Annotated in this window: 11 protein-coding genes; 4 read left to right on the top strand and 7 right to left on the bottom strand. The window is 30.8% G+C overall.

Annotation, left to right across the window (positions count from 1 at the left end):
* Positions 1-174 precede the first annotated feature (174 nt).
* From AC3IS6_RS18835 to AC3IS6_RS18865, 7 genes are all read right to left on the bottom strand, one after another.
* Positions 175-696 (bottom strand): STM3941 family protein, encoded by a 522-nt coding sequence (locus AC3IS6_RS18835; RefSeq protein ID WP_476019865.1) that lies wholly within the window; start codon positions 694-696, stop codon positions 175-177.
* Between the two features lie 194 nt (positions 697-890).
* Complete coding sequence (locus tag AC3IS6_RS18840) at positions 891-1613, bottom strand: SMI1/KNR4 family protein (RefSeq protein ID WP_489161618.1); 723 nt, start codon at positions 1611-1613, stop codon at positions 891-893.
* Between the two features lie 932 nt (positions 1614-2545).
* Positions 2546-3415, bottom strand: coding sequence for a thiopeptide-type bacteriocin biosynthesis protein (locus AC3IS6_RS18845; RefSeq protein WP_489161639.1), 870 nt, complete (start codon positions 3413-3415; stop codon positions 2546-2548).
* A 6-nt stretch (positions 3416-3421) separates the two neighbouring features.
* Entirely contained in the window at positions 3422-5620 is a 2199-nt protein-coding gene (locus AC3IS6_RS18850) for a lantibiotic dehydratase family protein (protein ID WP_489161641.1), read from the bottom strand.
* Positions 5617-7293: a S8 family serine peptidase gene (locus AC3IS6_RS18855; protein WP_489161643.1), complete on the bottom strand. Its 1677-nt coding sequence runs from the start codon at positions 7291-7293 to the stop codon at positions 5617-5619. Before AC3IS6_RS18855 ends, AC3IS6_RS18850 begins: the two co-directional genes overlap by 4 nt.
* Positions 7294-7305: 12 nt before the next feature.
* Positions 7306-7467 carry a hypothetical protein gene (locus AC3IS6_RS18860; RefSeq protein ID WP_489161644.1) on the bottom strand — a complete coding sequence of 54 codons (162 nt, stop codon included), beginning with the start codon at positions 7465-7467 and terminating at the stop codon, positions 7306-7308.
* Between the two features lie 132 nt (positions 7468-7599).
* Entirely contained in the window at positions 7600-9315 is a 1716-nt protein-coding gene (locus AC3IS6_RS18865) for a helix-turn-helix domain-containing protein (protein ID WP_489161645.1), read from the bottom strand.
* 374 nt (positions 9316-9689) lie between these two features.
* Here AC3IS6_RS18865 and AC3IS6_RS18870 point away from each other — a divergent pair, with 374 nt between their 5' ends.
* The 4 genes from AC3IS6_RS18870 (at position 9690) to AC3IS6_RS18885 (ending at position 14028) form a co-directional block, all read left to right on the top strand.
* Positions 9690-9836, top strand: a complete 147-nt coding sequence (locus AC3IS6_RS18870; RefSeq protein WP_489161647.1) for a class IIb bacteriocin, lactobin A/cerein 7B family — start codon at positions 9690-9692, stop codon at positions 9834-9836.
* 11 nt (positions 9837-9847) lie between these two features.
* On the top strand, positions 9848-10009 hold the full coding sequence (locus AC3IS6_RS18875) for a class IIb bacteriocin, lactobin A/cerein 7B family (protein ID WP_263361655.1): 162 nt from the start codon (positions 9848-9850) through the stop codon (positions 10007-10009).
* A 723-nt stretch (positions 10010-10732) separates the two neighbouring features.
* Entirely contained in the window at positions 10733-11875 is a 1143-nt protein-coding gene (locus tag AC3IS6_RS18880) for an HlyD family secretion protein (RefSeq protein ID WP_489161649.1), read from the top strand.
* A gap of 2 nt (positions 11876-11877) precedes the next feature.
* Entirely contained in the window at positions 11878-14028 is a 2151-nt protein-coding gene (locus tag AC3IS6_RS18885) for a peptidase domain-containing ABC transporter (protein ID WP_489161650.1), read from the top strand.
* Positions 14029-14315: the final 287 nt, after the last annotated feature.

The following is a 14315-nucleotide window of genomic DNA, read 5'->3' on the forward strand; positions in this document are numbered from 1 at the left end:
AAAGAAATTATTAATGTAAATATTATTTTTAGTTTTCTCATAGTATTACTGCCAACGTTCTGACGCTACACGAGGTTTGGGATTAAGATGCGAGGTTTTTCGGTTAAACACAATTTTCCAAGTACAAAACAATCTTTAAATTTAACCTAATGCCAAAATCTCGTGTAACGGCTGTTATACGGCGTTTTTTATCTTCTTATTTAATAGTTCGAGTAATTTCTGCTGTTTAATATTTAAAAAATCGGTTTGTATAGAATATTGAGAGTTAGCTATTGGTTTACTTATTTTATTGAGAAATTTATAAAACCAAGTTTTGGTATACTTTTCTGTTGGTCTTTTCAGTTCAATAAATATTTGCCTATTTGTCTTAATTCCTCGATGATGAGTATTAACGATGAGAAATGATTTTATGTTGTCAATTTGAATGGTTTTAGATGGAGTCAAAACTTTATGAATTATTATTTGACTATTTGTAATAGTTAAAAGAGGCTTTTTTCTTGTCAACAATAAAAAAGACAAAACAATTCCAAACGAAAACAACAAAAAACTGAAAATAAAAATTACACTTTTAAATAGTTTTTCTTCGAAATCAATCATTTTTTCACCTAATAATATTCCAGCAATAACAAATATTGAAGATATTAAAAGGAGTAAGAATGATGTTAATTTATTTGAATAAAAGTGTTCTTCTTTCAATTTATGTTATTCCTTTTGGTCGTTGTATTTTCTGCGTTTTTTCTAAAATACCGTATAACGTTCTGGCACTACAGCGGGTTTGGGACTAAATTAAGCCCATTCTTCGGATTTGCGAAATCATTCCAAATACAAAACCATCTTTCCATTAAGCCCAATGCCCAAATCCGTTGTGGTGGCTGTTAGGCACTGGCTATTTATTTATTTCCACCGAATAATCTTGATAGAAAACCTTGTTTCACTCGTTTCTCAACTATCCAAATTGGTTCATCACTCGGTCTTATGATTTTTGTGTTCGGTCCTGATTTACCCCAAGGAAATCCTGTTTTTATAGGTTGATTAGTCAAGTCCGCCACTAAAAACATTTCTGGTAGTTCAACTTGTCCGTTTTCAAAGTTATAATCCTTTTCATTTTTTTCCATTATTCCGACTTTTTCACTCCAAATATCCATTACGGTCTTTTCGTGAATAATGTCCAAGTTGGATTGATTTCCTTTTTGTCCGAACTCGTCAACATGTCTTATGAACTCCGTTAAATTTTCAGAGTGTTTTACAACGACCGATGGGTCGTGACAGACATAATAAACTGAATTCCATTTTCCCTTAGAGTCAATATCTAAAATCCAAAAATTCCCAAACCCATCTCCTGCAAGTTGGATTGATTTTGGAAACATTTCTTCAAATCCAAAATGACCGAATGCATCGAAACGTACTTCTTCAAGTCCATAAAACTCAAAACCTTTGCTGAATCTTAATAATTCTTCGATTTCATCCGGTAAGTTGTTATCTGGAAGCTGATTTTTCAGGTTTTCTATTTCACTGTCGGTCATTCCGTCCAGCAATTCGATCTTATACAAATCTCCGTCTTCAGATTCGTATTTGTTTGAAAGAATTGATTCTAATTGTTGTTTCGGTGTCATTTCTGTTCGTGTTGTTTTAGCTTGTGCCTAACTTGTATATATGTCTGATAAAATCCGACTTATCTACCCTAAAGTGGGTTGCTATGTCTGACAAATGTCAGTGTTTATTTGTTTTCAAAAATAGGATATTTACTTAACAATATTCAAACGAACTTATATTTGTTGAATCCTTTAGTACATTTATGAGTGTAATTTCAATAGTATAAAACTTTATGTCAAGCTAATTCTTGTTTAAACTCTAATTAGTTCTACTTTCTGAGAATAAAATAAGAACTAAATAAGCAGACTTTTATTCCACTGATTCAATATTATAAATTACTAAGATCAAATTTAAACATAGAAATCAATATAAAATAATATTTATTTTTTTTAAGTCATCCACAAAATGGTTCGAAAATTGTCCCGTTAGGGCTAATAAGTAAAAGCTTTGTATAATATTGAGTTCCCAAAGATAGTCTTATCAGAATTAAAGACTACATTATTAAGTAGTTTTTGAGCTTAGTGGTACCGAGAACCTGACTCTAACCAACAGTTTTTATAAATCCCCAATTAGAAAGTCAAATTTCATTCAAAATCTCTAAATCTTTTAATAAGTGGTTCCAATTCTGTACTCTCAGACGTTTCGATATTTTAATAAATACTATATGTGACCGGGGATGGGTTCGAACAATTAACCCTATAGAGCCCAAATCTGATATTCCATCCAGTTGAACTACGCTATCTTTATGATTGCAGATTGTTGAATTCAGATTTTAGATTGCTCTTTCATTAATAATTAGACTTGCTCTAAAGATAGGTTATACCTTTATGAATAACTCTTATTCGATATGTTTGCATTCACTTGGATTCGTTAGTTTTACAGACATACTATTGAAGACAAAAAACTTTTTTTTTGAAAGATCCTCAATTTTTAATAATTGGTTCAACTTAGGTCATTGAGAGTTTGATTCCACTTGATTTTTAAAAATTAGCGTTTTATAGTACCTATGCAAATGGTCGTAAATTACCAATTCGTACATGCGCTGCTTAGAAGTATATTGTCTATTCACCATCATATGAATGTGACTGGCCAAAAAATCATTCAACGGAATTTTAATCTTGGATATTACTCTTAAAGCTGTCTCTTTAATTTGGTTTGACTTTTCATCTACAATACAAAAGATCTCCGGAAAAATATTTTGAATCGAAGTTCCTAAAAAAAAATCTAATTGCGGATACAATGACCGATACTTTTTATCTAACTTCTTTTTTTGCATTTTATCAATTTTAAACTCTTTTTTAAAGGCAAGTTGAAGTTCGTTCATCAAAGACAATTTCTCAAAAGTAGACAACTCAAAAGAATTCAAAAAAGAATCAATCGCAAAAAAACTAAAAAACAGAGGAGTTTCTTTTTCTAAAAAAGAGGTTTTAATATTCAGGTATTGCAAAACCATTTTACTGTCTTTCCAAAAAAGAAATTCAGAAAAACACATGGTTTCTTTACCATATCTTTCTATCTCTCTTTGATAGGTATCTGTCTGTATCCTCCAAATGAGATTCTCATTCATAAGTTCCTTAAAAACGACATGAAATGCATTTATAATTATAGCTAAATTATCGGTGTCATCTACTAAAAAGCGCAGTCTTATATGTTCTTCAGTATCTTTGTACCTAATGAAAAACCATTTTTGTATCTTTTTCTTTCCTTCCAAATGTGAGATAACAGGCTCCAATTTTTCTAATAAAATATGATCAGCCATTTTGACTCCCGTATAAATTTTATAGTACAACCATTGACTACCCAGACAAAAATCTCTTTGCATTTTGTTTTATTCTTTGTAAAATGATAATATAAACTGATTGCAAAAATCTTCGCCCTTTTGATTTTGTACAATTGATTTTTTTGTAAATAGAAATTCTTCCAAAATATTTTTTTCCCTGTTTTTAACTGATCTTAAAAACATTTCCACACCTATTTCAGTATCAAAATCTAATAAAAGTGTATGGTCATAATTTACCCAATTTACATATCTGGGAATATTTCGATCGGATCTCCACTTTAAGAATGCTTCACTAAGCTGCTTGTTATTCATTTTAGAAAAGAACGCTACTTCTTCCTTTTTTACGATCCATTTAGCCTTCGATAAAATAACTTCCCTATACATTACTCTTGGAAAAAAATTATAATGACTTTCTAACACACCCCAACTAAAAGAATAGACAGGTTTTAAATGCTGCGCCTGTAAGTCACACAGAAAATGATAAATTGGCAACGAATCTTTAGAAAAATTATGAGCATTTGATAAACAAGGAATAACTTCCTTACCCCGTTTTTTTGAGTATAATATTATAGTGTCATTTTCAACTGCAATCATCAAATCATTCAAATCAATATTATTCTCCTCAGCTACACCTGATTTTGCTAAATAGCTTATTTCATGCTTTCGTAAAACGGGCCGCCTCAATATATTTCCTGTTCTTGATTCAGGAATATGAGCAACTTCCGCTGTCATTTTACCCGAATAGTAATCGTCCTCTTTTTGAATAATTTCTTTAGTTAAATTATGAATAGCGGGATTTCCATTACAGAATCGACCTAATAATTTAGCCGCACTAACATTCCCCGAAAATTCTATTGCAATTTCATCTTCTCCGAAAACTTCAATCATTACCGAAAATGTAGTTGGAATGTCTCTTAAATCAGTATCAAAATCAGTAAAATCTTCTTTAGTCAATGCCACTACTTTTCTGCATTCTAGCATACATTCCTGCATTTTCTTTTGCAAGACAAAATCGTAAGAAGTCCAAAACTGATTTTCCCCTTTTTCTTCCTTAGAATCAAATAAAAGAAACTCCAGAATTTCATTGTCATCGTTCATATCCTGATCTTGAAGATACCCGATTCCAATTTCTGTATCCAAAACTATCGTAAGCGGCATCTTTTTAGACTCGTATCTTTGAGTAAATGCGTTCTTAAAATTTTCCTGATTCGTAAATACTTTTTTGGTTTGAATACCATTTAAAAAGTAAAGAGCCTCAATCACTTTTTGAGGAATAGCTTTATCCAAGGAATTTTCACGGGAAATACTATTAAGATCTGTCTGAAAAAGAAATTTTTCGTCAAATGCAACTCCCAACCTCCTAATTTCATTCTTAATTCCCTCATATTTTGCTTTAGAAGGAATTAAAGTCTGATCTAAACTAGAGAGCATTGTTTTTATTTGCTTCAGAATATCATATTCCATTTTAAAACCCTGAATTTTACTTAAAACAGGTAAAACTCTCTCCCATTCATTATTCCCAGTAACTACTGCATCCAGCTCACTTACCAAAAATTGAAAATCAATAAGTTTGGAAATAAATTCATGGGCTTCCGACTTTTCATTTTCATTATCTGCCAAAAGCAAAATCATTTCTTCGCTGGTTAATCCGGTTCTGCTTTCATCCAGAAGTTTATTTAGTAATGCCGATTTACGTAAAGCCGAAATACTATGTTCTCGTTTTGTTTTTACATTTTTGTATTCGATATAACGATAAAAATCCCCAATTTTATAAATACTGTCATTCGGATAATATTTCAAATGTGGCTTGACCTCTTTTTTTCCGGCAATATCCTGGAGCAGCACTATCCAAAATTGCATATCAAATTGGGTAAAACGCTCAAATTTGTCAGACCCCTCCAGAATGATTTTCGTCTCATTTGCTATCCTCCCCATGGAACAGCCTGAAAAGAGACCAAAAGGTGTACATCTAGAGGACATTCTGGCTAAATATTTTAAAAACGTAATCTCTAATTTTTTTGCTTTATCATCAGATAAACCAGAATCGATATTCACCCACTTATCTAGTTGTTTTACTAAATCAGGAGAAGCTAAATTGATTGCTTCCCGAATTATAGCTTTTTGATAAAGTTGTTTTGCTTTTTCACTCGAGTAGTTTTCGAGCGTATCAAAATATAAAGATAATGGTAATAAAGGAGCTCTTAAAACATAGTCTGTAAAAGCGGTAATCTTACTACTCGATATCATTTTTTTCTTCTACTGGCTTTTTTAGCAAGTTTCATAGCATTGTAAACATTTAAAACCTTTCCTGATTTGGATAATTCTGAAAAGGGAACTTTTTTATCCTCAGTCCCTGGAATGATAACTTCAATATCGTAAGCAGTACCTGAACTCATAATGATTTGTTTTACCTCAGAGGAAGTAAGATCCGGATAATATGACCATATCAGTGCTGCTGTTCCAGAAACCATTGGAGCTGCCAATGAAGTTCCCGAATCAAATTTATAAGTATTGCCAGATGAGGTGGTATAAATTTCACCTCCTGGGGCAAACAAGTCAACATTATGCTTTCCGTAATTAGAAAAATTAGAAACGAAATACTCATTTATCTTGTTTGTTATAGAACCTACATTAATAAAGTTATTACAAATTTCAGGAGTACCATCAAAAACAACATCACTTGGATAAGCAGGATTTCTATCAACATCAAAGCTATCATTTCCAGCAGCATGAACTAATAAAACGTTATGTTTTTCAGCATATTTAAAAGCTTCAGTAACCCATTTTTGTCTCAACGAAAATTCCTTTATAAAAGACATATTAATTACTTTTGCTCCATTATCGACCGCATAATAAACTGCCTGTGCAATATCTTTATCATGTTCATCGCCGGAATAAGAAATCGTAAGTGGCATAATTTTCACATTTTCAGCAATCCCTTTTATTCCAATATTATTATTTCTATTCGCTCCAATAATACCGGACACTTTTGTATTATGATCCTGAAAAGATCTATGCCCTGCTTTAGAGATGCTTATATTCTTACTACCATATCCTTTTTCTAAGATGTTAGGATTGTCTCCTATAAAATTTCTTTCGTCAAAATTTATGTTTAGATTTTTATGTACAATAGAGTCCGTTTGAATCCTACTTTCAACAACATCAGGCAAGGTTGTTTCATATGATTCTAATCTAAATATTAAAAAACCTATCATTGCTCCTATGTCTCGATCATCATCTTCTCTTCTTTGACGAAAAGTTTTATCGTTTATTTTATGAATTTTATACAAACTATCCAATTGATTGAATGTATAGTCTTCTTTAGGAAAATAGTGTTTTAAACTGTCTTTCGCAATAGGAAAAATATTAGTGCTATATTCTAGAGATTTTAATCTGTTTTTATAGTAACTCAGTTCTTCTTCCAGCTTTTTTTTAGCACGTAAATATTCCTTATAGTCAGATAAATCATCTTTTGAAATGCTGATTTCTGTCTGATTCTCAAATTTGCTTTTAAACTCTCTTATTAATCTGACATATTCAAAATTTCCCCAAACAATATAACTGTCTTTTTTTGCAGCAAAATTCCATCCCTGTGTATCATCTATGTAACCATTATGGTCGTCATCAAAGTTATTGTCTGGTATTTCTTTTGTATTTGTCCAGATTTTTTCTTTCAAATCCTCATGATTCTTATCAATCTGTGTATCAATGACAGCAACGGTAATTATATTTTTAGGATTCTTCTTATTTTGATTGTACCATTTATCTAATGAAATTCCAGGCACACTATCCATTTTATAATCTTTAGTGTACCAAGTCTCCCTTAAATCTTTTTCTACTTTTAAATTGATAGTTTTTTCTGAAGATTTACACCCAGATAATACAAGAAAAATAAAACAGATGATATATGAACTTTTCATTCGATTGTTGGGTTAATCTTGTTTCTTTTTTGCTTCACAGCGACGACTAGTTGCTGTACCTGTATCTGGATCAATATCTCCACCCATAATCAAATGCATATTTTTTAATTTTACTAATTCCATTTTTTCTAAATCAAACTTTTTGATTTCTTTTTTAGTAGTGTTGATTTTCATGTTGTTCTTTTTAAATGTTGTTCAACAAATATAAATTTTATCTGACAAGTTAATGTCTTGTCCAAGACTCTATTTATAGAAATTCCTGAATTTCGATATTGATTTCATTAATTAACACTAATTATCAATGAGTTATATTTTTCTTAATTCTTCTAATTGTTTGATAAAATAAACAGGTTTAATGCCAGTTTTTTTATAAAATGCAGTCGAAAATGATTCAGCATTATTAAAACCGAACTCAATAGCCAGCGCCTGAATGGTGTATTTTTGTAATTTATGATCTTCTTTTAAAGACTGCAAAGCATGTTCAATTCTTAGATCGTTAATATATTGTACAAATGTTTTTTCTTTATAGGTATTAACCACTTTAGAAACATATTTATTATTAGTCTCAAAAGTATCAGATAGTGACTGAACGGTAATGTTTGAGAATAAGTAGCCTTTCGTTATTTCAAAATGGTTCAATTTTTCTAATATTTGTTCAACTAATTCTTCGTTAATACCAATATTTTCTACTCCGAATTTATCTATTTTACCTTCTTTTTTATTTATTTCAACAGCTTCTATCTCATTATTTATTGATTCGTTCATTAATTTTTCGAACTGAGAAAACTGTCTCTTTTTGATTCGATACTGATAGAAACCAAAACTTACTGCAATAATTACCAATAGAGACAATAAACCAATACTCCAATATGATTTGCTTTGATCGTTGATGAGTGATTTTATCAGGTTTTCTTTTTGTAAAATCAAATTGGGAGTATCGTATTCTTTCTGCAGTTTTTTAGTTAGTTCTTTATAATTATTTTGTAAAACACTATCAATATGCATGTATTGAATAAGATACTTTAATTGATTTTCTTTATCTTTTTTATTTTTATAGTAATTAATCAAATAAACATATCCACTTGTAAACTCTGGTGTAATCCTTTTAGTTTTATTATAGATAGAATCTACTTTTAAAAAATTTTCAACAGCCTTATTCTTTTTTCCTAGTCCATCATACGCTTTTCCTAAATAATAATAGGAGGCTAAAGTATTTTCTGAATCTTTATACAAAATCATTTTTGGTAAAGCTTTCTTAATACTATCTATAGCAGTATTATACTTTTTTTTTTCTACCAGGTTGGCTCCCTCATTTAACACAAAAAGAGCATTATACTCGTAATCTTTAGTAAGTTTTGATTCAATATATCCCAAATTATTATAGTAAGTTGCCGAGTCCGATTGATGCAAAGCCTTATATGCATCTGCTAATCCAAATAAAACATCCTGATAGGCGTATGAATATTTTTGATCTTTCACATCTTTTCCTTTATAATAACTAAAGCATTCTTTGTATAGTTTTAATGCTTCTTTTATTTCACCTAATTCTTCAGATCTTAAAACTGCTATAGAATATTTTACATCATAATAAAAATCAAGATTATTTTTTTTTGCAATGCTTTCTGCAATTAAGAAATTATCTATGGCCTCTTTATATTTTGACTGATCTTTTAATACATATGCTTTTCCAGAATAAGCATAAGCAGGATATTTTGGATCATTTAAATGTTTGCTGCATAAAATGGCACTATCCAAATATTTTATTGCAACTTCTTTAGTTGAGATCAATGAAATCAAATAGGCGCCTCTTGCTTTTTCAATCGGATTATTTTCGTTTTTAGCTTTGTTTAGATAGGTATTAGCATATTTTAATTGTTCTTTTTTATTTCCCTCACTACTCCAAAAAGATTCTTTAAGTTCTTTATAAGAAAGCTTGACTATATTTTTTTTTAAATTTTGTGCGAATAGTAAGATCGTAAAGAGCAATAAAAGTGCAATGCTATAGCGCTTATAGGAAATCATAATTATTTAATTTCTTACAAAAATAGAATAACTTTATACAATTTTATGTATAAATTCCCAAAAAAAACAAAACCAACAAACACTTGCTAATCAATAATTTACATTTAAATTCACTTGGAATTCAGGAATTACGTGTCGGTATTCCTGAATTTCGATATCTAACATTTGCGAGCAATAGGAGCTTTGTCTAGTTTTGGCTTAAGAAAGTGAGACATTTTTTACAGTTCGACGTCACTGCAAGAATTAGATTATTTTCTTAAATGTAACTGGCCATTACAATACGATGATTCAAAATTTGAAGAATCTAAAAAAGAACTAAGGAATGCGGAAAAAAAACAATCTGCATATGTATCAAAAACTTTAAAACGTAAATTATGAATTTAGAAAAACTGAATTTAGTAGAGCTTAATGCTCAGGAAGCACAAGAAACAGAAGGGGGATTTTTCTTACTTCTTCAGAATCCGCTTGTAATTGCATTCGCTGTAGGAATGTATAACCAATATCAAAGTCATAACCATTAATTAAAGAAGCTATGTTAATAGAAATTAAAGAAGTAAAAGAATTAACTTTTGAAGAGAAAGAAAATATCGAAGGAGGCATCTTCGGAACAGTTCTGGCTTGTTGTGCTCTAGTTGGAGCAGCTTATGCGGCAGGTCAAGCTGCCGGTGATTTACTATGGTATGCAACACATTAAAAGTTAATAATCGTTTGTTATTTCAAATTGAACGAAATTAAACATACAACGACATTATCTCAAAACAGATCTCGTAACAAATAAATTAACCAGACACACGGGGTTCTCCCGTGTGTTTAAAATGACCAAAATGAGAAAGAAAACATCTATTATTGAAACTGTTTTTTTAGGCACAAAATATAAAAAAATTTTGACCATTGTCTATGTGAGCATAATACTTATTGTAATGTGCTATTTTATGGGAAAAGCGTTGGGGGATACTTTATATTATTATACACATTAAAATGAAAACAAAGACAAAATTTTCTATATCCTTTGATCAATATATTGAAAGCAATCTTGAAAGGCGAAGTGTGTAAATCAAACATAAAAACTGTATTAAATTTTTAAAAATCAACTAGTTATATATTTTGGTTACAATTTTTGCCACCTTGGTGTTTTTACTCTATGTATTTAATAAAGGAGAGATTTTTGGCAGAGCATTAGCCAGATAAAGTAAGAATAAAAAGTAATAAGGTGACACTATAATTCCCTTAAAAGGCGATTTATACTTAGTCGAGTCAGTATGGCTTGCGGAGAGGCATTATTTTATTTACTAAACTAATTTTCCTAAACCTATGAATCACGATCTAAAATTATTAAACCGTATCAGGATTATCATTCTGATAGCAGTATCTATTTATTTAATTGGGTATGTTACTGGTTATATCTTAAAATAAATTTATGAACTTCAGTTCAGATCCAATAAACACACTCGAAAATCTAATCTCAAAAAACAAAACAAAAAATATCTCCATTTACCTGGTGATTGTTTTGGCAATTGTTATTTTTCTGATTCTATTGCCCTTTATCAAAGTAGATATTAGCAGCCAAAGTCGTGGAATTATTCGCAGTAAAACGGATAATGTTCCGATTTCAACTATTATAAACGGAAAGGTTAATTGGATTGGCTTAAAAAATAATGCGTTTGTTAAAAAAGGGGATACTCTCTTAAAAATTTCTAAGGAAAATCTGGAGAGTGATCGAAAAACTCAGGATACATTGTCAGAATCGGTTTCGACATTGCTAAAAGATGTTTCCTATCTGTTACAAAATAAAACCAATCATTTATCAACAGCTGCAGCACGAGAAGACGTATTAAAATTTCAGTTAGGAAAAAATGAATTACAAAGCAAAATTTCACAGGCACAAATAAATCATGACCGCAATAAAATTCTATATGACAAAGAGATTATTGCTAAGGCCGATTTTGAAAAACTTGAGTACGAATTGCGCTTGGCAAAACAGGCTTTACAGAGTTTTATAAGCCAGCAAAAATTAGCTTGGGAAAATCAAAAGAGAGATCTGGAAGATCGTTTGAAAAACCTCCATGGAACGGTTGCTAAAATAAGAGCAGAGTCCAATAATTATGTTGTTTTAGCTCCTGTTTCCGGTACAATAGAAAATTACTCCGGTATTCAGAAAGGTTCTTTTTTAAATGCCTCACAATCTATTGCAACAATTTCACCGGCAGATCATCTTATCGTCGAATCTAATGTTTCTCCAAATGACATTGGCCTAATTAAGAAAAATCAAGCCGTAAAATTTCAGCTAGATGCCTTCAACTATAACCAATGGGGCATGCTGGAAGGAAAAGTAATCGATATTGACCGCAATATAACAATGCAAGGGGAACAAGTTTTTTTTAAAGTACGCTGCGTCTTAGATTCAAGAACTCTACAATTAAAATCAGGCTATACCACTACTATTTCAAAAGGAATGACCTTAACTACAAGATACATAATAACCCGCAGAAGCTTATTCGATTTGCTATTTGACAAAATAGACGATTGGTTAAACCCGAAACAAATATCAGATCTTAAATAAAAATGGCTTCAATAAAAATAAAACAACATGATGTTAAAGATTGTGGTGCTGCTTGTCTGGCTTCTATCGGAAATCATTTTAAAGTTAATCTGCCTATAACCAGAATACGCCAATTTGCCAATACCGATAAACGTGGCACAAATGTTCTGGGTATTATTGAAGGTGCTGAAAAAATGGGCTTTACTGCCAAAGGAGTAAAAGGAGGTTTAGATGCTTTAGATAAAATTCCGCTTCCGGCAATTGCTCATATTGTTACAAAGGAACAGTTGCACCACTATGTGGTAATTTATAAAGTAGAGAAATCTAAAATTACGGTCATGGATCCGGGCCCTGGAAAAATGGTAATCTATAGCCATGAAGAGTTTCAGAAAACATGGACAGGAGTATTGATTCTCTTTGCAACAAATGATGATTTTAAAACACTAAATGAAAAAAAGGCTCCCCTAAAGCGATTTTGGAATTTAATTCAACCACACAAAACAATTTTAATTCAAGCTTTGGTTGGTGCAATATTGTTCACCGTTTTAGGATTGGCAATGTCTGTTTACATACAAAAGATCACAGACTATGTTTTGGTCGATGGTAATCGAAGACTTCTCAATTTGTTAAGCTTTTCTATGATCACTATTATTTTGCTTCAGGCTTATATAGGTTCCAAAAAAAGCATTTTTGTGATGAAAACCGGGCAATTAATCGATGCTAAATTAATCCTGGGGTACTACAAACACTTATTACATTTGCCACAGCGCTTTTTTGATACCATGCAGATAGGCGAAATTACTTCACGAATCAATGATGCCGTAAAAATACGTTCGTTTATAAATGAAGTTGCGATCGAAATGATCGTGAATGTTTTTATTGTTATTTTCTCGTTTGTATTAATGTTTACCTATTATTGGAAACTTGCTTTGGTTATTCTTCTTGTTATTCCATTTTATGTCATAATTTATTTTGTCTTAAATAAATTTAATAAAAAAGTAGAGCGAAATATCATGGAGAATGCAGCTGAACTGCAAACTCAATTGGTCGAAAGTATTACACATATCAGAACGGTGAAAGAATTTGGAATCGAAGAATTTTCAAATCTAAAAACGGAAAACAAATTTGTAAAATTATTGTTTAGTACTTATAAATCCGGCTTAAATGGAATCTTTGCAAGCACTTCTACACAGTTTTTAGCTTCTGGATTTACGGTAGTTTTAATGTGGTTTGGATCCGGGTATGTAATCGACAGAGCAATTACCCCGGGAGAATTGTTTTCCTTTTATGCTTTAATTGGTTACTTTACTTCACCGGTTGCCTCCTTAATAAGTATGAATAAAACGGCACAAAACGCATTAATTGCTGCAGACAGGCTTTTTGAAATTATGGATTTAGAAAGAGAACAAACAGAAAATAAAATTGAATTGAAGAAAGAGAATTTAGGCGATATAAAATTCAAAAATGTCTCTTTTAGATATGGATCACGTCTTGAAGTTTTTAAGAACTTCAATGCAATATTCAAAAAGAATGAAACAACAGCGATCGTAGGAGAAAGTGGCAGCGGAAAAACAACTTTAATTTCATTGCTGCAAAATTTATATCCAATTAAAGACGGGAAGATATCTATCGGAGAATATGATACAAATTTTGTTCACTACCAAAGTTTAAGAAACATAGTAGGTGTAATTCCCCAACAACTCAATTTGTTTTCCGGTAATATTATTGAAAATATTGCTTTAGGTGAATCATTTCCTAATATTCAAAGAATTTTAGATTTGTCAAAACAGCTAAGAATTACAGAGTTTGTAGAAAAGCTGCCAAATGGTTTTGAAACCCGAATTGGAGAAAATGGGGCGATGTTATCAGGTGGCCAAAAGCAAAGACTTGCAATTGCAAGAGCATTATATAAAAACCCTGAAATCTTACTGATGGATGAAGCAACATCTTCATTGGATACAAGTTCTGAAATGATTGTAAAACAAACCATAGATAACTTCAAAAAACAAGGTAAAACCATTATTATTATAGCTCATAGACTAAGTACAATTGCAAATGCTGATAAAATTATGGTTATGCAAAACGGAGAAATTATAGAATCCGGCAGTCACGATGATTTGTTAGGAAAAAGAGAAAAATACTTTGAGTTGTGGAAAAAACAAAATATAGTTTAAATACTAGAAAAAATCCTGAAAATCTAAATGCCCCAGACGTCTATTCTAAATCCATAATTGTAACTACTACTGCAAAATAATTGTTAGCCCTTTTTTCTTTAGATACAATATTGCTTTATTTTAATTCTCAAGTATATTATGATCTTTAAAATTATCACTTCCCCGCATAGAAACGTATGTATAAGAAAAGTTCAATGAGATTTAAGAAACTTGTTATATCAGTTCATAAAACGGACTTATTATTAATAAACGTTAGACGTAATATTTCTTATGACAAATCAGAATTA

It is taken from the genome of Flavobacterium sp. KH_035 (assembly GCF_057839565.1).